The following is a 22,300-nucleotide window of genomic DNA, read 5'->3' on the forward strand; positions in this document are numbered from 1 at the left end:
TTGCGCAAGCAATCCTCCTGTTCGCCTCTTAGTGTTTTAAAAGCCCCGCCGTAAGGTCCTGGTTTTCATCACGTGCCAGGCACCACTTATGAGTTTGATGGCTAAACCACATGACTACACGCTAAGAAGGAGAATGCGCGATGTCGGAAGTATTTAAAGTCGCTGCGGTACAGGCAGCACCGTCTTTTTTAAATCTCGCTGAAGGGATACAGCGCGTTGAAGCGTATATCGAAGAAGCTGCCTCCAAAGGGTGCAAATTGGTAGCCTTCCCAGAAACCTGGCTTCCCGGTTACCCGAACCACATTTGGCTTGGCCCCGTTGCTTGGCAAATGCAGTTTGTTGGTCGCTATTTTGACAACAGCATTGAAGCAGGTAGTGAGGAAGATAAAGCAATTGCTGAAGCGGCGCGTCGAAACAATATTCAGGTTTCTATCGGCGTGAGTGAGCGCGATGGCGGTAGCTTATATATATCACAATGGCATTACGGGGAAGATGGCGAAATCATCAGCCGTAGAAGAAAACTCAAGCCCACTCATGTCGAACGTACAGTATTTGGCGAGGGTGATGGTAGTGACTTGGCGGTAAAAGAAACATCTATTGGCCGCGTTGGACAACTTTCCTGTTGGGAACATCTACAGCCACTCTCTAAGTATGCGATGTACGCACAGAATGAACAGATCCACTGTGCGGCATGGCCGAATTTCTCCCTTTATCGGGGAATGGCATATGCCCTTGGTGATGCGGTGAACAATGCTGCCAGCATGATATATGCCGTGGAAGGTGGCTGTTACGTCATCGCGCCGTGCGCCACCGTTAGCAAAGCTCAGCAGGAAATGCTTTGTCAGGGGGATCCCGAAAAAGAAGCCATGTGTCAGGTCGGTGGTGGTTACACCAAAATCTATGCACCGGATGGGCAGTCGATAGGTTCTGAAATCGGAGAAACGGAAGAGGGTTTGGTGATAGCAGATATTGATCTAAGCATGATCCCTTATGCCAAAGCCGTCGCTGACCCTGCGGGCCACTATGCGAAAAAGGATGCCACTCAGTTACTGATTGACCGAAAAAAAAGAGATGCCGTAGTAGAAGTCGGAGATTTGAATGTTGAGGCAGTCTTCAATCAGTCCTTGCCAGAAATCGAGGGTAATAACGAGGGGACAGAAGGAAAACAAGGAGCTAGCTTGTTTAACAAAGCTAAGGCGCTTGTGAGCGGAAAATAGAGGGGAAACCAATATGAAATGGAAGTTGTTTCTGGGTGCCTTGAGCCTCTTTAGCTTAGAAAGTGCTGCGGCAGAAGTGAAAGACTGGCAAGTGAAAAATGCGGGCTCAACGATTAACACCGAATATCACGATGGGTGGGCTGTAATGCAACCTGATGGTTTGACGCTTTTGTTTGGGTCGAACCGTCCAGGAGGATTGTCAAAAACAAGCATTAAGGACCACTGGGTAATGGCTGAAGCTGGAGGAGCGACTCTCTACGACATTTATATCAGTCATCGAAAGAGTGTGGACAGTGATTGGGAACCGCCTGTTCGCTTACCTAACACGGTGAACTCAACGGCCAGTGACCATAGTGCCTCTCTCTCCCCTGATGGCCACTACCTGATCTTTGCGAGTGACCGAGCAGGCGGATGCGGCCAGCTTGATCTCTACATCAGTTATCGAAAAGACGTAAACGATGACCAAGGCTGGGGACCATCAACACATTTGGGTTGTTTGGAAGATGGCGGCGTCAATGGGGAAGGGCATGACTCATGTCCTATATGGAGAGATGGCACTTTGTATTTTACCTCCTCTACAACCCCGGATCCCATGACATTGGACTTTAAAAAAGTCGAGTTTGATTTGGCAAAGAAAGACTCGAACCAACAGAGGGAAGTGATCGTCATGGACGTGAGCACCCCATTTATGGATGCACACCTTGATCCAGACCATGCTTACTTTTGGGCCAACTACCCGTCTGGTGGTGAGGGCGGTAGTGATTTGTGGCGTTTCGCAAGCAGAGATAATGGCCCTGACAAGTTCGCTAAACCAACAAACTTAGGCCGATCGATCAACACTGCTGCAGAAGAGCATATGCCATCTGCGACTGAAGATGGGAGCATCCTCAACTTCGTCTCCGATCGCGAAGGAGGTTTTGGCGGCCTGGATATCTGGCAAGCCAAATCAATCGACTAATTGCAAATAACCAGCGAAGTGATTGTTTGGTTACAAAAGGAGTAGTTGCAATGACAAGGAATACGACGGGTAGAAAACTGCCACTTAGGATGCCACCGGGTTGGGAGCCACCTGTACCTGCATGGAGTTCAGTATTTTCTGAAAATCAACAACATGTAAGCATGTGTATTATCGGCTGTCAGCACAAGTCTGATGCTCAAATTAGTGAGTTTGTCGGTGCACTGAATAGCCTTGCCCAAAAAGCGGATGTCTGTGATTTCGCAACCTGTGAAGACAAAGACGGGTACAGCCAAACCATTGCGATTATCTATTGGATGGATGCGCAATCCTGTGCAGATTGGCTTCACAGCGATGCTGTTACCTTATTCTGGGAGCTGTATTCAGATGATAAGTGGGAGTTCGGCATTTTCCGGGAGGTGTTCAATGTACCTTTTGAACGTCTTGAGACCCTGTTCTCTGGCCCGCTACACAACCATGGCTTTAGTCAGATACGCAAGGACATCGAAGGCCCTATTGAACGTCATGGCTATTGGGGAGGGATGCGGGATCGTATTCCGCTCTCGGCTGAAAACCCTTTTGAAGCGGATCAGACGTTGGAAGTGATTGAACAGCATGGAAATCGTGTTGTGGTTCGTGCACATGAGAACCTTTGCATTATTCGATCTGGTCAGGATTGGAGTAACACTACAGGAACCCAAAGGGAAGAGTACCTAAATCAAATTGAACCAGTGCTTAAAGCGGGTATGAATTTCCTGCGTGATGAAGGTGATGAGGTCAATTGTTATAGCTGCCGTTATATGACGCAGTTTTTGCCCTTTAAAGGTAAGCAGGAGTGCACGTTTGGTCTTGCCTTCTTCCGCACGATGTCAGACTTAGAGGCATGGTCTGAAAGCCATCCTACTCATGTGGCGATTTTTAATACTTTCCTTGAAATTGCCCCCAAGTATGGACCTGATCTTCAGCTACAACTTTGGCACGAAGTATCTGTATTACCTGCTGGCTCTCAGTATGGGGAATATATTAATTGTACTGAAGGAACGGGTTTATTATCAGGCGTTAAATTGTCATAGATGTATAAATTGGACAATTCTCCTTAATTTTGAGGATTGTCCAATTAGGCCTCAGTGTCCACTCTATTTAAATAATAAAAAATACCATGAATCTCCGTTTTTTACGGGGACTGGTTTCGTCTATTTATTCTTTTGGTTGGCTATTAAATGAATTTAAAAATCAAGGAAAATTATCACCGTTAGATGTGACAATTAAACCATAAAAGGAAAGCAGTATGAGATTAACAAGGAATATATTTGGACTTTCAGTCTCTTTGGCATTAATGGTACCTACAGTGGGGTTGGCGAATGCTGAGCCTGCTGGCGGCTCGCTGTTTCGTGCAGCGACAAACAACGCGCTAGATGAATATGAAATCACTGTCGCGGGCTGGGCAGAAGCGACGGCACTTCATGCTTCAGACACGATTGGCGATGGCAATATCAGCAACGGTGCCTTTTTAAACCAGAAAGACGGTGTAGGCCTAAACCAAATCGGCTTAATGTTGTGTAAGGGCATGGGTTGTTTACCGACTGGTGCTTTTGCACCGGCTCAGAACGTCTTGAGTCGGGTAGGACCATTCCCAGGTCCGGTTGGTGAAGCGCGAATTGATTTCAACGTGACAGCCATGTACGGCCAGGATATTCAGTTTTTTCGTACTGCAGGCATTGACGACTACACCTTCGATAACGATGATGACAACAAACTCGCCATTCCGCAGTTTTACATTGATGCATACCTGCCAGTATTAGATGGTATGACATTGATGGTAGGTAGCTTCTTCACTTTCATCGGCAATGAAGTCGGTGCTCCTTTTACGCCGCCTAACTGGTTTGTCACGCACACTTACGCCACGCAACATGGCCCTTCAAAACACGTTGGTGCGTTTGCCAGCATTAAAGTACCGACGGATGAAGACTTTGGGCTTTTGAGCTTTGATGCCGGTCTGGTGGCGGGCTGGAATAACTGGGATGAAAAGCGTCCAACCTTTATCGGTGCAGCGCGCTGGCGTAGCCCGGATTTAGCAACCTGGTTAGATTTCGAGTTTATCTACGGTGATGGCGAAGGCGATGCATTTGGTGCTGCCAAAGGCGGTTCACCCTACATTGCTGTTAGCTCTACCGATGAGAAGCTCGACCGTTTTCACTCATCTACCACGCTGATCCAAACTGTCAATCCAGACCTGCAGTTGGCTGCAGAGTTTGTTTATGGCTTTCAGGAAGGTGGCGATGTAGCAGCGGCACCTGTATTTATCACAAAAGACAGTGACTGGATGGGGTTGAATCTGGGCGCGAGATATAAACTGGACGATAACCTCTTCTTCGCAGCCCGTGCCGAATGGTTTGATGATGAGAATGCAGCGAATGTGCTGTGGAGTTCAGTCGGTGCAACAGGTGGTGACGTTTACTCCGTGACGACAAATCTCGACTGGAGTGTGAATCAACACTTCAAGATCCGTCCTGAACTTCGCTATGACACCTATAAAGGCAATGGTGCGGGGCTGTTTGCTGGTGGTACATCAGATGATCAATTTATCGCACTGCTCAATGCGGTTGCTTATTTCTAAGCCTTCCGTTTTAAAATATAGGAAAGTTTTTACTGGTTAATCCTTAGCACTTGGTACTTAGCATTTAGTACGGAATATTAGCTACACTCCTAGTATTTGGCCTTAACATTAGTTAAGGTCTTTTTTTAGGCATAAAAAAGCCCGCAAATTAATGCGGGGAAAATGGAGTTATTAGTGCGTAAGATGAATTTAAATAGTTTCTAGTTTCTCAGAGGGTTGCCACCATGCTTTATTTGTTTCACGATAAAGATAATTGATACTTTCAATAGTGTTATTTATTCCTGTTGCTTTAGCGTAATACATAGGGCCACCACGAAAACGGGGGAATCCGTAGCCATTTAGCCAAATGGTATCTATATCTTCACTGTTTCTGGCAATTCCTTTTTCTAGTAAATTTGCTCCTTCGTTGACCAATGCAAGCACCAGTCTGTTCTGAATTTCCTCATCACTGATTCTTCTGGCTTCAATGCCTAAACGTTCTGCTTCAATAGCAATCAGTGCCATTGTCGTTGGGTCATTGGTTTTCTTACCATTTTCATAACGGTAAAAGCCCACACCCGTTTTTCGGCCGAGTCGTCCATGTTCAACCATGGTGTCGGCTGCGAGAAAGTAGGCGGGATCATCGTAAATCGGTGGGTACTCGCGGCGCGCTTTGTAGGCGATATCGATACCGGACATGTCGTTCACTGCCAACGGTCCCATCGCCATGCCCCAGGATTCCATCGCCGAATCTATTTGTTCCGGGCTTGCACCTTCCAGCAATAGCATATTGGCTTCCCGGCCGTAAGCGGCATACATCCGGTTGCCAACAAATCCAAAGCCAACCCCAACACAAACTGGTACTTTGCCCAATCGCTTGGCGGTCTTCATGACTGCACTGACAGCTTGTTCGGATGTCGAACGGGTTTTGACCACCTCAACCAGTTTCATCACGTTCGCGGGGCTGAAAAAGTGCATGCCAATGACTTGCTCGGGTCGGGTGGTAGAGGTGGCTATCTCATCAATGTCCAGATAGGAGGTATTGGTCGCGAAGATGGTCGACGGCTTACAGACTGCATCTAAAGAAGAGAAAATGATCTTCTTCACCGACATTTTTTCAAATGCTGCTTCGACCACCAAATCAATATTAGCAAGGTTGCCATAATCACTGGTGCCAGAAATCAGCGAGAGGGCATGCTCTTTTTGCGCTTCTGACACTCGGCCTTGATCATACATTTTCTGATATTGGTGACGAATGCGCTCTAAACCCAAGACGCACAGATCTTCATTGGTTTCCACTAAAGTGACGCTGTAACCACTATTTGCAAAAGCGATGGCAATACCAGCTCCCATAGTGCCTGCACCAATGACGGCGACCGATTGAATATCGTCGCTAGACGTCGATTTGGCATGCCCGGAAGCAGCCTGTTTTTCAGCAAAAAAGGCATAGCGCATCGCACTGGATTGTTCGGAATCCCGGCAGGCCAGAAACAGGGTTCTTTCCAGTGCCAAGGCTTCGTTAAAGGGAAGCTTAGTGGTAGCTTCAATGGCATCAATGGCTCTTTGAGGAGCGAGCTGACCTTTGGCCTTTTGGGCGAGTTTTTTACGCCAGCTTTCGAAGATATTCTCTTCGAAAGAATCCGGAATATCCCGCTTGTCCGGCGCAACAAAGACGTCGTTAGCTGTGCTTTGGGAGAAAAGAATCGATGCTTGGTTAACCAGAGAGGCGTGCTCGGGTAGCGGTGAAGAGGCTTGTCCTAACCTGCCGTCATCGACCTTCATATCGATAAGATCCGTTAATGAATCTGTCGATACCATTTTACCGGATGTAATCATTGAAAGGGCCTTTTCTACACCTACATAACGGGGCAAAAGCTGAGTGCCGCTGGCACCCGGTATAAGGCCGAGGTTCACTTCGGGCAAGCCAACCTTTGTGCCTATCATGGCAACCCGGTAATGACATGACAGTGCCAATTCGAAACCACCGCCAAGCACGGTGCCATGAAGTGCAGCCGTCACGGGTTTCACGCTGTTTCGAATCGCCTGCAACACATCAGGAAGGTGAGGTGTTTTGGGCATTTGGCCGAACTCTTTGATATCAGCGCCGGCAATAAAGGTGTTGCCGTCACAGCCAATCACAATGGCGGAAATATCTGGATTGGCATTTGCCTGTTCCAGTCCGGCCAAAATGCCAGAGCGAACGGAATGGGAAAGGGCATTTACCGGTGGGTTGTTTACCCGGATGACGCCAACCCCGTCTTCAATGACAAGGTTAACAGTGTCAGAAAGAAACATAATGTGTCCTTACATTGGTCAAAATCATCGCTGGTCGAAATCAACGGTGACGTCATCAGAAAGGGGGTGTGCCTGACAGGTCAGGATGTAACCCGCATCGATCTCGTGTTGTTCAAGGCCGTGGCTGATATCCATCTCGACTTCTCCTTTCACCAGCTTGGCTTTACAGGTGGAGCAAACACCGCCTTTGCATGAATAGGGGAGTGACATGCCATTCTCGATGCCTGCATCGAGAATGTTTTCACCCACAGTCGCCAGCTTGAAGGTGATAGAGCGCCCATCAGCGGTGACGGTCACTTTGCTCATTTTTTCTTCGCCATAGTTGGCGACACGCTGTTTGGCTTTTTCCAGCGCAACTTGCGCATCTTCAGACGACGAGGAGAAAAGCTCATAGTGAATTTGGTCATCAGAAAGCCCCTCAATACGGAACCCTCTGGAGACTTCCGCCATCATGGATTCAGGGCCACAGATAAAGGCATGGTCGGTGCTGTTGATATCAATCAGGCGATGTTTTTGCAGTGCGGCACCTTTCTTCACGTCAATGTGGCCGGATAACAGGTCTGAGCCCTGATCTTCCTGGCTCATGATGTTTATCCAACTGAATCGGGTCATGTAGCGGTTTTTCAGATAACCCAGGGTGTCAGCGAACATCATGGTGTTGCTCTGACGATTGCCGTAAATCAAGGTGATACGGCTATTGGGCTCCTGAGAAAGTACGGTTTTGATGATCGACAAAATCGGCGTGATCCCGCTGCCGACGGCGATGCACATGTAATGATGCTGGTTGGATTCGTCGAGTTCCGTATAGAAGCTGCCTTGTGGCGGCATAACATCAACCGTAAGACCTGCCTCAAACGTGTCATTGGCGAAGTTGGAGAACTTACCGCCATCCACGCGTTTGATCGCGACTTGCAATACGCCTTCATCGGCACCGGAACAAATCGAGTACGCGCGTCGAACTTCTTCCCCATCTATGTCGGCGCGCAATGTCAGAAACTGCCCTTGAACAAAGCTAAACGTTTCTTTAAGCGTGTCGGGAATGTCGAATGTCACGCATAAAGCAGAGTCAGTCTGGGGCTGCGTATGTTTTATTTTTAATGAATAGAAATTGGTTTCACTCATGGTCAATTCCCTTTACTACAAGCATTTAAAGAAATCGAAAGGCTCATGACAGCTCTCGCAACGGAATAGCGCTTTACAGGCTGTTGAGCCGAATTCGCTGATCCTCGTTGTGTTTGATGAACCGCAGTGAGGGCAGCGCACTCCTTGCTTGGGAGTCAGTCGAAGGCAGCCATCAGGTGCATCTGAGGGCGGTGCAATACCATATTCCCTCAGCTTTCGTTGGCCAGACTCTGACATGTCGTCGGTTGACCAAGGAGGGAAAAGCACGGTTTTGACTTCAACGCTGCCATAACCGGCTTCAGACAGGAGAGCCAGGATATCTTCCTTGATCGTCTCCACCGCCGGGCAGCCGGAATACGTGGGGGTGATGGTGACAAGGAGCTTACCGTCCTGTTCGCTGACATCACGCAGGATCCCGATATCCCAAATAGAAAGCACCGGGATTTCAGGGTCAGCGATTTCGTCCAGCAACTGCCAAACGTCTGGCAGCGGAGATTCTGCCCGCATCTTCACTCGCTCAAACCGGGCATGTGGTGTTACTGGAATGGTTTCCATACCTCACCACTCACAACCGGGATAAGCGCGGTGTACACTTTGCATCACGCCTAACAAATGACCGAGATGTTCCGTGTGATAGCCTTTCCGGCCTCCACGCACTGCCCATTCATCAGCTGGAACCTCAAGCGTGGCTTCTTCCAAAACGCGGCTTAACTGGGCGTCAAAACTGGCTTTAAGAGCAGAAGTATCCACGGCTATGCCAGCGGCAACCAATCGCTGCTCTGTGTCATCCGGCTCAAATATCTCTGGGATATAACCCCATAAATCGTTGAAGGCCATTTGCATGCGCTGGTGGCTCTCTTCTGTGCCGTCCCCCAGTTTGATGACCCAGTCCTTACTGCGCATCAGGTGGTAACGGGTTTCTTTAATCGACTTGTGAGCAATTGCTGACAACACTGGATCGCTGGATTCCAGCAACTGGGTCATAAACAGTTGGCTGTAGATGTCGACGATAAGTTGCCTTGCCATGGTGAACGCAAAGTCACCACGTGGAAGCTCGTTGATGAGGTGATTGATGTAATCTCGCTCCCCCCGAAGAAAGGCAAAATCATCTTCGCTTTTGTCGCCATTGGTCAGTTCTGAAGCGTAGCCATAAAACATGCGTGCACGGCCAATGTAGTCCAGTGCGACATTACCCAGTGCAATGTCTTCTTCCAGAAAAGGCCCATTGCTCGCCCACTCGGACAAACGGTGTCCGAGCGTTAATGCGTCATCGCCAAGGCTCAGCACGTAGCGGAGCAAATCTTGTTGTTGTTCCATTTCCAAGCCTCCTTACATGTTGCCCACTTCTTTCGGAAGTGGGTAATAGGTGGCATGGCGGTATGGTTTGTCGTCTGACGGGTCGAAGAAAGCTTCGTTGTCATCTTCCTGTGAGGCAGAAATATCAGCCGAGCGAACCACCCAAATACTCACACCTTCACTTCTGCGCGTGTAGCAGTCTCGCGCATATTGCAATGCGTGAGCGGCATCTTCCGCATGAAGGCTGCCAACGTGTTTATGGTCAAGGCCGCGCTTACCGCGAACAAAGACTTCAAACAGTTCGAGATTTTCCAGAGTCATACCGCTTCTCCTTAAGCCACAGCATGTTGTTGACGTTGTTTGACTTTTTCCGCGTAAGCATTCTGCGCGTCACGCACCCAAGCACCTTCTTCGTGGGCATTCACGTGATGCTGAATACGCTGGCGGTTGCAGTGACCGTTGCCATTTATGACGTTGTAGAATTCTTCCCAGTCGATTTCGCCGCTGTCGTAATGGTCGCGTTCTTCATTCCATTTAATCGCTTTGTCTGGGTGTTCCAACCCAAGAAACTCAATTTGCTGCACAGTCTGGTCAATGAACTTCTGACGAAGACTGTCATTAGTTTCGCGTTTTATTTTCCATTGCATTGAACGTGCTGAGTGCGCAGATTCTGCATCATGCGGGCCGAACATCATCAGAGATGGCCAGTAAAAGCGGTTGAGTGAATCTTGTGCCATCTGGCGCTGCGCATCGCTGCCATTGGCGAGTGCCAGCATGATTTGATAGCCCTGACGCTGGTGGAAACTTTCTTCCTTACAAATGCGGATCATGGCGCGGGAATAAGGGCCGTATGAGGTGCGCTGTAAGGAAACCTGATTACAGATAGCTGCGCCATCAACCAGCCAGCCAATAGCGCCAATGTCGCCCCAGGTCTGGGTGGGGTAATTGAAGATAGAGGCGTATTTCGCTTTTCCGGTTTGCAGTGCTTCGATCATTTCTGCGCGGCTGATTCCGAGCGTTTCTGCAGAGCTATAGAGATACAAGCCGTGACCGGCTTCATCCTGCACCTTGGCGAGCAGCACGGCTTTGCGGCGCAGTGATGGCGCGCGGGTGATCCAGTTGCCTTCTGGCTGTTCACCAATCACCTCTGAATGCGCGTGTTGGGAAATCTGGCGGATCAGATTCTGGCGATAGGCTTCCGGCATCCAATCCTTTGGTTCGATCTTTTCTTCACGATCAATCTTTTGCTGAAAGGCTTCCAGCAGTGCTTTTTCCTGGGCTTCCTGTCTTAGTTTTTTCATTATCATTGCTCCGTTTTCAGGTGCAGAAAGTCAAACACGTTCAATCACGAGGGCGATACCCTGACCGACACCAATACACATGGTGCAAAGGGCATATCTGCCTTGCGTACGTTCAAGTTGGTTCAGGGCGGTAAGCACAAGTCGTGCACCGCTGGCACCCAAAGGGTGACCCAACGCGATAGCTCCGCCATTGGGATTCACTTTTTGTGAATCGTCCGGCAGGCCAAGGTCGCGGGTTACCGCTAACGCCTGTGCGGCAAACGCTTCGTTGAGCTCAATGGTGTCGATATCGTCAAGAGTCAGGCCCGCCAGTTTCAGCACTTTCTTGGCTGCTGGAGAGGGGCCAAAGCCCATGATGCGAGGTGGTACGCCAGCCGTTGCCATAGCAAGAATGCGAGCACGGGGGTTAAGGCCGTGCTTCTCAATGGCACTTTCTGATGCAAGCAGCAGGGCAACCGCACCATCGTTCACACCTGACGCGTTGCCAGCGGTGACGCTGCCAAATTCCCGAAAGGGCGTGGGCAATCCCGCCAGTGCTTCAGCGGTTGTGGTGCGCAGGTGTTCGTCTTTCTCAAAACAAAGCGGTTCTTGCTTACGGCGTGGGATCATCACTGGTGTGATTTCAGCGGCAAAAACGCCTGTTTCCTGTGCATTGGAAGCACGTTGTTGGCTTCGAAGGGCAAAGGCATCTTGATCGAGACGACTGACTTTAAAATATTCTGCGACGTTTTCTGCTGTTTCAGGCATGGAATCGACGCCGTACTGTTTCTTCATTTTGTCGTTGATAAAGCGCCAGCCAATGGTGGTGTCGAAAATTTCTGCCTGACGGGAAAAAGCGGTCTGCGCTTTGCTCATCACAAAGGGAGCGCGGGACATAGATTCCACGCCGCCGGCAATCGCCAGTTCAATCTCTCCACAGTCAATGGCGCGGGCTGCTGTGCCGACGGCGTCCATACCTGAACCGCAAAGGCGGTTGATGGTGGTGGCGGGGACAGAATCTGGCATGCCTGCCAGAAGGGCACTCATGCGGCCCACATTGCGGTTATCTTCACCGGCCTGATTGGCACAGCCATAGAAGACTTCTTCAATCTGGGACCAATCAAGTTGCGGGTTACGCTCCATGAGAGCGCGAATAGGCACTGCGCCTAGGTCATCGGCTCTCACTGCGGAGAGCGTGCCGCCGTAGCGGCCAAATGCGGTGCGAATGCCATCGCAGATATAAGCATGCTTCATGAATCACTCCTTTGATCTGGTGGGAGTACGGCTTGGTTCAGGCGTGCTGAGTTGCCCTTGAAAATGGCGACGAGCTCCTGGTTCTGGTTAGTAATATTGACGATGTAGATGCCGACTCTTCTGCCTTGATGCAGGGCTTGCGCCCGTGCAGTGAGTACATCGTTTTCTTTAGCGGGGCGCAGAAAATCGATAGAGCAGGCAGAGGCCACGGCAGATTCGTTTTCTGAATTGCAGGCAAAAGCAAATGCTGAATCCGCCAGGCTGAAAATCTGGCCGCCATGACAGGTTTGGTGACCGTTCAGCATCTCCGCGGTGACACGCATGGTGACTTCACTTTGCCGACAGGCCATGTGCACGATTTCCATACCCATGGTGCGGGAGACATTGTCATGGCTGAACATTTGCTGCGCGCAGGCTTGCGCTATTTGGTCCGCATCCATGCTCATTCCCCCTTAAACTGCGGTGTACGCTTTTCAAGAAAGGAAGCCACGCCTTCGGCGTAATCCTTTGAATAGCCAAGGTTACGCATGGTCTCTTTTTCCAGCTCAAGCTGGTGGTCGAGCGTGTTGGCAAACGATGCATTCAACAGGCGTTTGATATTGGCGAGAGCAAGAGTCGGCTGGCTGGCGAGTTTTTCTGCTACCGCATTGGCTTCTTCCATCAAGGCTTCATCGTCAACACAGCGCCAAATCATTCCCCAAGTCTCGGCTTGCTCTGCCGGAAGCTTTTCACCCAGCAACGCCAAGGCTTTTGCTCTGGGCAGGCCAAGTGCGCGGGTAAGGTTCCAGGTGCCGCCGGAATCCGGGATCAGTCCGATTTTGGCGAAAGACTGAATAAAGCTGGCAGAGCGGGCAGCAAAGACAATGTCACACGCCATGGCAATATTGGCACCAGCGCCAGCGGCTACGCCGTTAACGGCGCAGATTACGGGAACATTGAGCGTGCTGATGGCGCGAATTAATGGGTTGTAATTGCGCTCGACAGATTCGCCCAAATCAACGCGGGCACTGGCGTCATTCACGGCGCGATCATTCAGATCTTGTCCGGCACAAAAGCCCCGGCCATTACCCGTGATAAGCAAACAGCGGATCTCACTGTTTTCACGCACTTCTCGGATGGCGGCTTTTACTTCTTCATGCATTTGTGCATTGAAGCTATTGAGCGAGTCCGGCCGGTTCAGCACCAAGGTCGCGACACCATTGTGGACGGTGAAAAGCACGGTGATGAAGTTTATTGGCTTCTTCATACTTAGCCCTCCTGACGCTCGACCAGAGTCATGATGTCGTACACCGCGACGGTCTCGTCATTCTGGTTGCGTACCAACACGTCCCACACCACCACACCCGTTGCGCGTTCCTCATCTGGGCGTCGGGTTTTCTTGATCTTCTGCTTCACGGTAATGTCAGCCTGAATGGTGTCGCCAATCGCGACTGGAGCAATAAAGCGCAGATTCTCTAAGCCGTAGTTGGCAAGTACCGGCCCTGGCGCGGGATCGACAAACAAGCCTGCGGCTGCTGAAAGCACGAAGTAACCGTGAGCCACGCGCTGACCAAACAGTGAATCTTTAGCGGCAATCTCATCGAAGTGGGCATAGAAATGATCGCCAGACAAACAACCAAAATTCACGATGTCAGCTTCAGTGACCGTGCGTCTGTGCGTGGTCAGACTTTCACCAATTTGCAGTTCATCAAAGTACTTACGGAAAGGGTGTACTGGCGTTCGGGTTTTCTCAGCGCCTGCGGTGTACTCGCGGGTAATCGCGGTCAGCATGGTGGGTGAACCCTGCAACGCGGTACGCTGCATATAGTGTTTGATGGCACGGACGCCACCTAACTCTTCACCGCCACCAGCGCGTCCGGGACCACCGTGAACCAGCGGTGCGAGCGGGGAGCCATGTCCGGTTGAGGATTTGGCATTGTCACGGTTCAGGATCAGCATACGGCCATGGTAGGCCGCTGCTTTCAGCACAAGCTCTGAGGCTTCTGACGCATCGTTGGTCACCACTGAACCGACCAGACTGCCTTTACCCAGAGCAGCGATAGCAACCGCTTGGGACACGTCGTCATAGGGCAACAGTGTACAAACAGGACCAAATGCTTCGACGCTATGGACAGAGCCCTCTTCGGTTGGGGCTTTAGAAAGCAATACGGTCGGCGGATAAAATGCGTCTTGAGAACAGTGATCACCGACAAGTTCCAACACCGCGTCGTTACCGCCCAAAAGCACATCACTTTGCTCGCAAAGTGTGCTGACCTGAGCCGCCACATCGTCCCGCTGGCCTTTGCCAATCAGAGGACCCATTTTGACGCCTTCAATAGAAGGGTCGCCCATCGCCACGCGGGCAAGCCGTGCTTTTAGCGCTTCGCTGACCGCATCGACTTTAGAGCGTGGCACTAGAGCACGACGGATGGCGGTGCATTTCTGGCCCGCCTTGACCATCATTTCCCTTGCGACTTCTTTGATGAAAAGTTCGAACTCTGGATCGTCTTCACTCACCGTTTCCCCAAGAATGCAGCAGTTCAGCGAGTCTGCTTCCATATTGAATGGAATGCTGTGGGCAACGATATTCGGATGCACTTTAAGCATCTGGCCGGTAGAAGCTGAGCCTGTGAAAGTCACGCTGTCCTGTTCGCCCAGTTGATCCAGCAGATCGCCCACGCTTCCGCAAATAAGCTGGAGAGAGCCGTCAGGAAGAAGACCGCTTTCGACCATATCCTCGACCATGGCTTGCGTCAGGTAAGCCGATTGTGTGGCGGGTTTAACAATCACGGGCACGCCTGCGATCAAGCTAGGAGCAATTTTTTCCAGCATGCCCCAGCAAGGGAAGTTAAAGGCATTGATGTGAACTGAAACGCCGGGTTTTGGTGTGAGAATGTGCTGGCCAACAAATGAACCATCTGCAGATAGTGGCAGGGCTTTGTCCTCAACGATGAAAGGCTCATTGCCCAGTTCGCGGCGGGCAATACTTGAGTAGCTCAGCATGGTGCCAAGGCCACCTTCAATATCAACCCAGCTATCGGCTTTGGTTGCGCCTGTCCATTGAGAGATATCGTAAAAGCGCTTTTTATTATCCAGCAACTTCAGACCCAGTGCTTTTAGCATTTCTGCTCGCTCATGAATGGTCATCGCACGCAGCGCAGGGCCGCCTACTTCACGGCCAAATCGCACTACTTTCGCAAAATCAATGCCGTCAGAGCAGACAGAACAAATCGGCTCTCCCGTGATGGCATTGGCAACAGAAACCCCTTCTGTAGCTCCTTCATGCCATGTGCCGTAAACAAAACTTTTTGCCTTCATGTCACGTGTCCTTCTACGTGTTCGCATTTGCGTTCGACCCAAATCAATCCCTGCGAAAGCGGTCAATTGTTGTCGAGGTTTAATAAAAATGTTTATGAATGGTTAAATTTTATGATACACAATAAATGTAAATGATCAATAATGTGTAACATGAATAAATAATCGAATTGGCGACTACGCTTTAAGAGGTGAACCTTGAAAAGCGATGGAGCTGGAAGTAAAGCCTTGAAAGGAGAGAGCAAGATGAGCAGTAAGGTAGGGATGCACGCGATTGAAAATGCCAGCATTGATGAGTTACGCGGACTTCAGCTATCACGTCTTAAAAACACGTTGAACCACGTCTATGAAAACTCGCCGGTTTATCGCGAGAAATTCAAGGCCCATGGTGTCCATCCAGACGATTTGAAAACACTGTCTGACCTCAGTAAGTTCCCTATGACCACAAAAGCTGACCTTCGCGATAACTATCCATTCGGCATGTTCTGTACGCCAATGGAGCAGGTGGTTCGCGTTCACGCTTCAAGTGGTACGACGGGCAAACCGACGGTGGTGGGATACACACAAAACGACGTAGATATGTGGGCGGATGTGGTTGCCCGTTCTATTTACGCAGCGGGTGGCAGACCCAAAGACAAAGTGCATATTTCATACGGCTATGGACTTTTTACGGGTGGTCTAGGTGCCCACTATGGTGCGGAAAGGTTAGGTTGTACTGTGATTCCAATGAGTGGCGGCCAAACCCAGAAGCAAGTTCAGCTGATTCGGGATTTTGACCCAGACATCATTATGGTGACGCCTTCTTATATGCTTAACATCGCGGATGAAATGGCGAGGCAGGGTATGGACCCAGAAAAACTTGCCCTGCGGGTAGGTATTTTTGGTGCAGAGCCCTGGACAGAAGCCATGCGTGAAGAGATGCAACGTCGCTTGTCGATGGATGCGGTAGACATTTATGGTTTATCTGAAGTGATTGGCCCAGGTGTGGCGCAGGAATGTGTGGAATCAAAAGATGGCCCAACCATTTGGGAAGACCATTTCTATCCGGAAATTATCGACCCATTAACCGGCGAAGTATTACCAGATGGCGAGGAAGGGGAGTTGGTATTTACCAGTCTCACCAAAGAAGCGATGCCCATTATCCGCTATCGTACCCGTGATTTGACCCGCCTTCTGCCCGGCACATCGCGCACCATGCGCCGAATGGGGAAAATCACCGGTCGCAGCGATGACATGCTGATTATTAGAGGTGTGAATGTTTTCCCCACCCAGATAGAAGAACAAATTTGTAATACCCGTGGCCTGGCACCCCATTACCTGATTGAGCTGTTTAAGCAGGGCAATATGGACTGCGTGACAATAAGGGTGGAACAGCAACCTGAAGTTCATGGTTCTCAGTTAAATGGTTTGGCGAATGAGCTGGCAGGCAAAGTGAAAACCTTTATTGGCATTTCATCCAAAGTGGAAGTTGTGCCAGCCGGCGTGTTGCCGCGTTCAGAGGGTAAGGCCAAGCGAGTGCTCGATAAGCGATAGAAGCGTTAGCAGAGAATCGATGCAAGAACGCGACAGACCCTAATTAACAGATTCATATTTTTGCTGTTTTGTTGTGATTGTGTAACATGAAGAAAAGTGCCGTTAAGGTACAAAATAACAAAGCGCTATGTTTATGGATAACAACGTATGAACCAAAAATTAGGGAAGCTGCTTTCTGACATTCTCGCCGCTGACTCGGTCAGCGGCACCTCGCTCATCATGACGGTCTTTGGTGACATTCTTGCCCGTCGCGGTGGCTCAATCAGTCTTTCCAGCCTGATTGAGCTGTTAAGTGTGTTCAATGTGTCTGACCGATTTGTCAGAACTTCGGTGTTTCGTTTGGTCAAAGATGGCTGGCTGACGGCTGAACGCAGTGGTCGATACAGTTTCTATCACGTGACTGAAGAAGCGATGGACCGATTCACGGCAGCTGAAGAGCGGATATACAGTGCACATGATGCTGAGTGGAACCGCCAGTGGCAGATGATAGCGTTGCCCTCACTCAGTGGCAGTGAGTTGATGGAGGCAAGAAAGCAACTGGAGTCGGCAGGTTACGCAATTCTTTCGACCTCCGTCATGCTGTATCCGCGCGCAGACAAAGATGCGACACGACAGCTGTTGAGCAAACATGAGCTGAACGATAAAGCGCTGGTGTTCGAAGCCGCCTCTTGTGACCTTTCGGAAGGTAACGAAGCCAACTTGAAATCGCTGGTGGCAAAGCTGTGGCAACTGGAAGAAGTGGAAGACAGGTTTCATACCCTACTCAGCCAATTCAGGCCAGTTCTGTCGTTGCTGGAAAACGGTGACCAATTGGAGCCTGCACAAGCCTTTCAAGTGCGCACACTGCTGATCCACATCTATCGTCGTGCGCTATTGAAATACCCGCCATTACCCGAAGAGTTATTGCCGGGAAACTGGCCAGGTAAAGCGGCGAGGACATTGACACACAATATCTATAATCTGGTGGCGTATCCGGCCGAGCAACACGTCGATGCTGTTGCCCGCGCGGCGGATGGGCCTCTTCCAAAAGCAGATAAACAGTTCTGTGAACGCTTTGGAGGCATCACGCTGAACTGACACTAAACAGACTAAGGAGTAGTCATGCCCTGTTATGCATTGGACGGTATTTCGCCTGTGGTAGAAGAGGGTGCTTATGTTCACCCGGAAGCGGTTTTAATCGGTGATGTCATTGTAGAGCGGGGCAGCTATATTGCGCCTTTTGCCAGCTTACGGGGCGATTTTGGCCGGATACACATCAAAGCCAACGCCAATGTGCAAGACAACTGCGTGATTCACGCCTTCCCCGGTATCGATGTCGTGGTTCATGAGCGCGGTCATATCGGACATAGCGCCATATTACACGGCTGTATTATTGAAGAAGGCGCACTAATTGGCATGAATACCGTGGTCATGGACGGCGCGGTGGTTGGTGCTCATAGTATCGTCGCCGCTCACTCCCTTGTGGCCTCCCAACAACATATCCCCTCAAAAATGCTCGCACTTGGCAGCCCTGCCAAAGTCATTCGTGAACTGAGAGAAGAAGAAGTGACATGGAAGAGTCTAGGCACGGATGGCTATATAGAACTCACCGAACGTTGCCTTGCGACTATGCAGCAAGTCGAGCCGTTAAAAACGGTTGAAGCAGACCGAAAGCGGATGGTGATTGATGAAAGCATCAAGCCGAAGTTTGCGGATTAGAGTTTCTATGACTGGAAACGAATCGTTATTGTTATTAAAAGACAAAGTGTCGTGTTTGATTCCGACATTTTGTCTTTTAATACACTGTTAGCTTTCTTAAAAATGTCTGGAGTGAGTTTGTGAAAGTGATAACATCCGACGTAGGAAAATTTCATAGAACAAAGGCTAAACTGTGGTTGAACAAAATGTTACATATCCACTAAAAGTATCTACGTCAGGCTATACGGTTGTTGCGTCAGGTGTTGTCCATGTGACAGGAACAGAAGTTAAGTTTGATTTGGCAAACCTAGTGATTAAATACCGATTTATTTCTGATAGTGAAGATACCAAGTTTACCGCGGATGTGGTGAATGGAGAGTTGATCATTAACCTACATAACTTTTCAAACTCTTTGGGTGAGGGAAAGCTTGAACCAGTAGAAATAGGCACTCTTGGTGGGAAGCGTTTGTTTGCCACATGGTTTGTAAATACAGTGCAAGGAAATTTGAGGCAGTTTGGCTATACCTTTATGGTTTTGGAGGGGTAATGGACGGACAGATTAAGTTGCCTAGCCAAGATACAGATACCTCTACTAGTAATGCACAAGCTGGTAGTCTGACTGACAAACCAATCGCAGGAAAAATAGCTGATCATATAGGTACAGGAAAAAATGCTAAAGATTCCTTTATCTGGATGACTATTACATGGAGCTTTTATGTTGCGACCGGAATTAGTATTTTGTTATTTGCTCGTTCGTTTTTTGAGGTTGCCAGTGGTGAGAGCTTACTTGATTCATTAGTTCAGATTTGGAGTGTATTTGTTCCTATAATTACCCTCGCTCTAGGTTATGCCTTTGGTAAAGGTGAGTAATAAAGCTAACAAACTGTTTAAGAGTGATTCGCAACGCGTGGCATTTTTACTATGCGTTGTGTTTGGTGTTTAAGGTGGTATGCAGCGGCTTCGGTAATGCGTTGCTCACACCTTAACAGGGCGTTAACTTTCTCCATTCAACTAAGGTGTGATAGATTAGGAAGAGTATTAATAAAATAAGGATTCCTAGTGGAACTTAACTCTATTCTTCCTGAACTATATTCAGAACTTAGAGAAGATTATAGCCCTTCGTGGTATAAGCTTTCATTACCTTCAGGTTTGCTGCCGTCAGATTATTTAAAGTTTTCCAATAGAGATATAGAGTCAAATGATGAGCCAAGATGTCTTGTAAACGCTTTATCAAATGCGAAACGTGCTCTTCATTATCAAGTGGAAATTCTGACAGATGCATTTGGTATAGAGCACTTACCAAAACAGGGTAAGAATATTAATTTTCCTACTAGATTACGCTTCTTTGATAAGTGTGGGATTGTTAGCCCTAGAATATTGTCCAAATTAAACAAGGTACGTAATGCTGTTGAACATGATTATTACATACCGACTAGGAATGAAGTTGAAGATTATATCGATGTTGTTGAGTTGTTTTTAGCAGCAACAGAGCGCTTCTTCTACCAGTTTCCAAGCGATGTTGAATTTTTGTGCGATAAAATCCATGAATCTGCTCCAGAAATTTCTTTTGTTGAGTTTTTTCCTGATAAAGGAATCATCCAATTCAGGGGGCGTTACGAAGTAATTGGTGACAAGGGATATTGGCAATTATTTGATATATCGATGAAGGACGAAAATTTTTTCCCTTGGTTGAGGTATATAATCAGTAACTGTAAATAGAAAAGTTAAAGCATTTAAGAGTGATCCCCAACGCTTGGCATTTTTCATTCCATCGTTGGGTTTTGTGTCTATGGTGGTGTGGTTAAGTCTCATAGTAGCGTTGCTCACACCTTAATTCGGCGTTAGCTTAATAAGAGGGAACATGGCAGAAATTACAGTTGAAGAGTATTCGTTGAAAGAAGCGATTACATCGTTAAGAGTGCTAGAGTCTCGAATAGAAAAGTATTCAGTGTCTGCTTTTTTGTTTTTCTCTTTGGCATCACTTGTTGCCCTAACTAACAAGAATATCGAGATCAATGGCTTAGTTCTTGAGGCATCAATGGCTTTGGTAACTATGTTTGTCATTGGCGTTTTTTGTTTCGTATGTAGAACGCTCAGCTTCCTAGGGACTCAAGTTTATATTGAAAAAATTAAAGAACTACATGTGGCTGTATACCCTGAGGACAAAGGTAAACACTTAAATAGCATATGGAGTTTTAGTCCTTTATCCACACTAGCATTATTCACTTTAATCAAAGCAGCGGGTGGTGCGGGGCATATCATTAAACCAATTATGGCAATTGGATTTCTATCACCTGTGGTTTTTTCATTAGTTAAAATACTAAAGGCAGGGTATCTAAGTAACCTAATTCAGCTTGAACCTATGGCTGTTATTTTTTTCTTGTCGTGGATCTTACTGACAGCTTCATTCTTACTTGAAAGTTACATCCTGAAGGGCAGCTTTGCTATAAGAACTAAAACAGCCCTAGATTCGATGGTGTGGTAGAAATGCAGTTAACACATATGAGTCCCTCTCCGCTGAATAGGCAATAGCCTTCTTTTGGCTGCGTTAGCAGCCAATCCTCTATAACAAAACCATCTACTTCATAGTGTCCTCTTGCCACTAAGTCGCAACTTAACCCTCTCATCAATCGCGACTTGGTATGATTATCAGTTTTGAATCGAAACAAAATTTGTAAAATACGTATTATGTATTTTTATGCTGTTACCAAGGAGGGCCATCATGATTTTGTATTTGCTTAAGCGAGACTTTAACGACGGTGGGAAAAAGTACTTCTGCCCTTACTGTATGCGGGTTGAAGGATTGATGGCGATGTTTCCAGAAATCCGCCATAACGTAGAAGTTAGGTATGTCGACTTCCAGAAGCCACGTGGCGATCTCCCGGTATTTTTGGGGGAGACAAATCAAGTTTGTCCAAATTTGGTCTTAAATGAAGGCGACCAGTTTGGGTCGGAGAAGTTCTCGGTGTCAGCACATACGGGTATGCGTCATATTGATAAGACCGATGACATTATCCAGTACTTTATCGAACGTTTTGACCTGCCTGAAAAGCACTAATGGTTCAACAACAAGAGCCGCCTTATTATCCGGCGGCTCTTCGGTTTCCTACTGCGTCCAACCAAGCTCTTTCAACGCCCAGCCATCATTCCAGATATTGGTCATATGCGTGACCTTGCCTTCACCAGATAATTGCATCACATACACATAATGGCTTGCACACTTTTTCCCTGTGGCCGCGACAGGCCCACCTTCTCCACTGTGGATACCGAAAAAGGTACCAAAGAAAATCGCGGTGCTTTTGTCATCGTCAAATGCAGAGGTGGTGAGTTCATAATGGCTGCCCGCCATAGGACCGTTGGTGATACCGTGCATCCAATGGATGTAGTCTTCCAGTGTTTGAATGTCAGTGAGTGCGAACGCTTGGGAATCAAACCCGGCGTTGGGTTCAGCGAAGCCTTTGCAGGCCTCCCAACCCTTGCCTGATTCACAAGCATGAAAGAACTCGGTTGCGTTTTCAAAAGCAGACATGATTTCTCCTTCAGTTAAATACCACCTGAATATCGGTGTATTCGGCTAATCCTTCTTCTCCAAATTCGACACCCAGACCTGAGCTTTTGACTCCGCCAAACGGTGCGTTGGGTTGGATCATGCCGTGGCGGTTTATCCAGACTGAGCCACATTCGAGGCGCTTAGCCACATTTGCTGCGGCTTGTGTGTCTGAAGACCAATCAGAACCGCCGAGGCCTGAACTGCTGTCATTGGCAGCCTGGTTACTCATAT

General features: G+C 48.6%; 24 protein-coding genes. 12 read left to right on the plus strand and 12 right to left on the minus strand.

Annotation, left to right across the window (positions count from 1 at the left end; translation table 11 throughout):
* Positions 1-140 precede the first annotated feature (140 nt).
* From GCE9029_RS13385 to GCE9029_RS13400, 4 genes are all read left to right on the plus strand, one after another.
* On the plus strand, positions 141-1,217 hold the full coding sequence (locus tag GCE9029_RS13385) for a carbon-nitrogen hydrolase family protein (protein ID WP_062663737.1): 1,077 nt from the start codon (positions 141-143) through the stop codon (positions 1,215-1,217).
* Positions 1,218-1,230: 13 nt separating this feature from the next.
* Complete coding sequence (locus GCE9029_RS25685) at positions 1,231-2,175, plus strand: PD40 domain-containing protein (protein WP_063856890.1); 945 nt, start codon at positions 1,231-1,233, stop codon at positions 2,173-2,175.
* 50 nt (positions 2,176-2,225) lie between these two features.
* Entirely contained in the window at positions 2,226-3,245 is a 1,020-nt protein-coding gene (locus GCE9029_RS13395; RefSeq protein WP_062663738.1) for a phenylacetaldoxime dehydratase family protein, read from the plus strand.
* 215 nt (positions 3,246-3,460) lie between these two features.
* Positions 3,461-4,789 carry an outer membrane beta-barrel protein gene (locus GCE9029_RS13400; protein WP_231870100.1) on the plus strand — a complete coding sequence of 443 codons (1,329 nt, stop codon included), beginning with the start codon at positions 3,461-3,463 and terminating at the stop codon, positions 4,787-4,789.
* Between the two features lie 189 nt (positions 4,790-4,978).
* Here the strand turns inward: GCE9029_RS13400 and GCE9029_RS13405 are convergent, their stop codons facing one another.
* From GCE9029_RS13405 to paaZ, 10 genes are read right to left on the minus strand one after another with little or no spacing between them, the layout of a single operon-like run.
* Positions 4,979-7,063, minus strand: coding sequence for a 3-hydroxyacyl-CoA dehydrogenase NAD-binding domain-containing protein (locus GCE9029_RS13405; RefSeq protein WP_062663740.1), 2,085 nt, complete (start codon positions 7,061-7,063; stop codon positions 4,979-4,981).
* 24 nt (positions 7,064-7,087) lie between these two features.
* Positions 7,088-8,185, minus strand: a complete 1,098-nt coding sequence (paaE, locus tag GCE9029_RS13410) for a 1,2-phenylacetyl-CoA epoxidase subunit PaaE (RefSeq protein WP_062663741.1) — start codon at positions 8,183-8,185, stop codon at positions 7,088-7,090.
* Between the two features lie 15 nt (positions 8,186-8,200).
* Complete coding sequence (gene paaD / locus GCE9029_RS13415; protein ID WP_062663742.1) at positions 8,201-8,740, minus strand: 1,2-phenylacetyl-CoA epoxidase subunit PaaD; 540 nt, start codon at positions 8,738-8,740, stop codon at positions 8,201-8,203.
* 3 nt (positions 8,741-8,743) lie between these two features.
* Positions 8,744-9,502 (minus strand): 1,2-phenylacetyl-CoA epoxidase subunit PaaC, encoded by a 759-nt coding sequence (paaC, locus tag GCE9029_RS13420; RefSeq protein WP_062663743.1) that lies wholly within the window; start codon positions 9,500-9,502, stop codon positions 8,744-8,746.
* Between the two features lie 12 nt (positions 9,503-9,514).
* The gene (gene paaB / locus GCE9029_RS13425; RefSeq protein ID WP_002538723.1) at positions 9,515-9,802 is read right to left on the minus strand and encodes a 1,2-phenylacetyl-CoA epoxidase subunit PaaB; all 288 of its coding nucleotides are present in this window, start codon (positions 9,800-9,802) and stop codon (positions 9,515-9,517) included.
* Positions 9,803-9,813: 11 nt separating this feature from the next.
* Positions 9,814-10,782 carry a 1,2-phenylacetyl-CoA epoxidase subunit PaaA gene (paaA, locus tag GCE9029_RS13430; protein ID WP_062663744.1) on the minus strand — a complete coding sequence of 323 codons (969 nt, stop codon included), beginning with the start codon at positions 10,780-10,782 and terminating at the stop codon, positions 9,814-9,816.
* Between the two features lie 30 nt (positions 10,783-10,812).
* A complete protein-coding gene (gene pcaF, locus GCE9029_RS13435) occupies positions 10,813-12,015 on the minus strand; it encodes a 3-oxoadipyl-CoA thiolase (RefSeq protein ID WP_062663745.1) in 1,203 nt (400 codons plus the stop codon).
* Positions 12,012-12,455 carry a hydroxyphenylacetyl-CoA thioesterase PaaI gene (gene paaI / locus GCE9029_RS13440; RefSeq protein ID WP_062663746.1) on the minus strand — a complete coding sequence of 148 codons (444 nt, stop codon included), beginning with the start codon at positions 12,453-12,455 and terminating at the stop codon, positions 12,012-12,014. The genes pcaF and paaI overlap by 4 nt, the downstream gene beginning before the upstream one ends.
* A gap of 2 nt (positions 12,456-12,457) precedes the next feature.
* Positions 12,458-13,261, minus strand: a complete 804-nt coding sequence (paaG, locus tag GCE9029_RS13445; RefSeq protein ID WP_082804353.1) for a 2-(1,2-epoxy-1,2-dihydrophenyl)acetyl-CoA isomerase PaaG — start codon at positions 13,259-13,261, stop codon at positions 12,458-12,460.
* A 2-nt stretch (positions 13,262-13,263) separates the two neighbouring features.
* Positions 13,264-15,312: a phenylacetic acid degradation bifunctional protein PaaZ gene (gene paaZ, locus GCE9029_RS13450; protein WP_062663747.1), complete on the minus strand. Its 2,049-nt coding sequence runs from the start codon at positions 15,310-15,312 to the stop codon at positions 13,264-13,266.
* Between the two features lie 243 nt (positions 15,313-15,555).
* Here paaZ and paaK point away from each other — a divergent pair, with 243 nt between their 5' ends.
* The 8 genes from paaK (at position 15,556) to GCE9029_RS13490 (ending at position 21,577) form a co-directional block, all read left to right on the plus strand.
* Entirely contained in the window at positions 15,556-16,842 is a 1,287-nt protein-coding gene (gene paaK / locus GCE9029_RS13455; protein WP_062663748.1) for a phenylacetate--CoA ligase PaaK, read from the plus strand.
* Positions 16,843-16,989: 147 nt separating this feature from the next.
* On the plus strand, positions 16,990-17,919 hold the full coding sequence (gene paaX / locus GCE9029_RS13460; RefSeq protein WP_062663749.1) for a phenylacetic acid degradation operon negative regulatory protein PaaX: 930 nt from the start codon (positions 16,990-16,992) through the stop codon (positions 17,917-17,919).
* A gap of 24 nt (positions 17,920-17,943) precedes the next feature.
* On the plus strand, positions 17,944-18,540 hold the full coding sequence (locus GCE9029_RS13465) for a phenylacetic acid degradation protein PaaY (protein ID WP_062663750.1): 597 nt from the start codon (positions 17,944-17,946) through the stop codon (positions 18,538-18,540).
* 172 nt (positions 18,541-18,712) lie between these two features.
* A complete protein-coding gene (locus tag GCE9029_RS13470) occupies positions 18,713-19,066 on the plus strand; it encodes a DUF6864 domain-containing function (RefSeq protein ID WP_062663751.1) in 354 nt (117 codons plus the stop codon).
* Positions 19,066-19,389, plus strand: coding sequence for a hypothetical protein (locus tag GCE9029_RS26535; protein WP_062663752.1), 324 nt, complete (start codon positions 19,066-19,068; stop codon positions 19,387-19,389). The genes GCE9029_RS13470 and GCE9029_RS26535 overlap by 1 nt, the downstream gene beginning before the upstream one ends.
* A 189-nt stretch (positions 19,390-19,578) precedes the next feature.
* Positions 19,579-20,238, plus strand: a complete 660-nt coding sequence (locus tag GCE9029_RS13480; protein WP_062663753.1) for a hypothetical protein — start codon at positions 19,579-19,581, stop codon at positions 20,236-20,238.
* Positions 20,239-20,380: 142 nt separating this feature from the next.
* Entirely contained in the window at positions 20,381-21,004 is a 624-nt protein-coding gene (locus GCE9029_RS13485; protein WP_062663754.1) for a hypothetical protein, read from the plus strand.
* A 237-nt stretch (positions 21,005-21,241) separates the two neighbouring features.
* A complete protein-coding gene (locus tag GCE9029_RS13490) occupies positions 21,242-21,577 on the plus strand; it encodes a DUF3088 family protein (protein WP_046303176.1) in 336 nt (111 codons plus the stop codon).
* A 48-nt stretch (positions 21,578-21,625) separates the two neighbouring features.
* Here GCE9029_RS13490 and GCE9029_RS13495 read toward each other — a convergent pair whose 3' ends face one another.
* Positions 21,626-22,048 (minus strand): hypothetical protein, encoded by a 423-nt coding sequence (locus GCE9029_RS13495; protein WP_062663755.1) that lies wholly within the window; start codon positions 22,046-22,048, stop codon positions 21,626-21,628.
* 10 nt (positions 22,049-22,058) lie between these two features.
* Positions 22,059-22,298, minus strand: coding sequence for an aldehyde dehydrogenase family protein (locus GCE9029_RS13500; RefSeq protein WP_062663756.1), 240 nt, complete (start codon positions 22,296-22,298; stop codon positions 22,059-22,061).
* Positions 22,299-22,300: the final 2 nt, after the last annotated feature.

This window comes from Grimontia celer, assembly GCF_900055185.1.
Taxonomy (GTDB): domain Bacteria; phylum Pseudomonadota; class Gammaproteobacteria; order Enterobacterales; family Vibrionaceae; genus Enterovibrio; species Enterovibrio celer.

What these genes read in the sequence shown, in the direction of transcription:
- GCE9029_RS13385 (WP_062663737.1), top strand. Translation starts at nt 141, where the DNA reads ATGTCGGAAGTATTTAAAGTCGCTGCGGTACAGGCAGCACCGTCTTTT.
- GCE9029_RS25685 (WP_063856890.1), top strand. Translation starts at nt 1,231, where the DNA reads ATGAAATGGAAGTTGTTTCTGGGTGCCTTGAGCCTCTTTAGCTTAGAA.
- GCE9029_RS13395 (WP_062663738.1), top strand. Translation starts at nt 2,226, where the DNA reads ATGACAAGGAATACGACGGGTAGAAAACTGCCACTTAGGATGCCACCG.
- GCE9029_RS13400 (WP_231870100.1), top strand. Translation starts at nt 3,461, where the DNA reads ATGAGATTAACAAGGAATATATTTGGACTTTCAGTCTCTTTGGCATTA.
- GCE9029_RS13405 (WP_062663740.1), bottom strand. Translation starts at nt 7,063, where the DNA reads ATGTTTCTTTCTGACACTGTTAACCTTGTCATTGAAGACGGGGTTGGC.
- paaE (WP_062663741.1), bottom strand. Translation starts at nt 8,185, where the DNA reads ATGAGTGAAACCAATTTCTATTCATTAAAAATAAAACATACGCAGCCC.
- paaD (WP_062663742.1), bottom strand. Translation starts at nt 8,740, where the DNA reads ATGGAAACCATTCCAGTAACACCACATGCCCGGTTTGAGCGAGTGAAG.
- paaC (WP_062663743.1), bottom strand. Translation starts at nt 9,502, where the DNA reads ATGGAACAACAACAAGATTTGCTCCGCTACGTGCTGAGCCTTGGCGAT.
- paaB (WP_002538723.1), bottom strand. Translation starts at nt 9,802, where the DNA reads ATGACTCTGGAAAATCTCGAACTGTTTGAAGTCTTTGTTCGCGGTAAG.
- paaA (WP_062663744.1), bottom strand. Translation starts at nt 10,782, where the DNA reads ATGAAAAAACTAAGACAGGAAGCCCAGGAAAAAGCACTGCTGGAAGCC.
- pcaF (WP_062663745.1), bottom strand. Translation starts at nt 12,015, where the DNA reads ATGAAGCATGCTTATATCTGCGATGGCATTCGCACCGCATTTGGCCGC.
- paaI (WP_062663746.1), bottom strand. Translation starts at nt 12,455, where the DNA reads ATGGATGCGGACCAAATAGCGCAAGCCTGCGCGCAGCAAATGTTCAGC.
- paaG (WP_082804353.1), bottom strand. Translation starts at nt 13,261, where the DNA reads ATGAAGAAGCCAATAAACTTCATCACCGTGCTTTTCACCGTCCACAAT.
- paaZ (WP_062663747.1), bottom strand. Translation starts at nt 15,312, where the DNA reads ATGAAGGCAAAAAGTTTTGTTTACGGCACATGGCATGAAGGAGCTACA.
- paaK (WP_062663748.1), top strand. Translation starts at nt 15,556, where the DNA reads ATGAGCAGTAAGGTAGGGATGCACGCGATTGAAAATGCCAGCATTGAT.
- paaX (WP_062663749.1), top strand. Translation starts at nt 16,990, where the DNA reads ATGAACCAAAAATTAGGGAAGCTGCTTTCTGACATTCTCGCCGCTGAC.
- GCE9029_RS13465 (WP_062663750.1), top strand. Translation starts at nt 17,944, where the DNA reads ATGCCCTGTTATGCATTGGACGGTATTTCGCCTGTGGTAGAAGAGGGT.
- GCE9029_RS26535 (WP_062663752.1), top strand. Translation starts at nt 19,066, where the DNA reads ATGGACGGACAGATTAAGTTGCCTAGCCAAGATACAGATACCTCTACT.
- GCE9029_RS13485 (WP_062663754.1), top strand. Translation starts at nt 20,381, where the DNA reads ATGGCAGAAATTACAGTTGAAGAGTATTCGTTGAAAGAAGCGATTACA.
- GCE9029_RS13490 (WP_046303176.1), top strand. Translation starts at nt 21,242, where the DNA reads ATGATTTTGTATTTGCTTAAGCGAGACTTTAACGACGGTGGGAAAAAG.
- GCE9029_RS13495 (WP_062663755.1), bottom strand. Translation starts at nt 22,048, where the DNA reads ATGTCTGCTTTTGAAAACGCAACCGAGTTCTTTCATGCTTGTGAATCA.
- GCE9029_RS13500 (WP_062663756.1), bottom strand. Translation starts at nt 22,298, where the DNA reads ATGAGTAACCAGGCTGCCAATGACAGCAGTTCAGGCCTCGGCGGTTCT.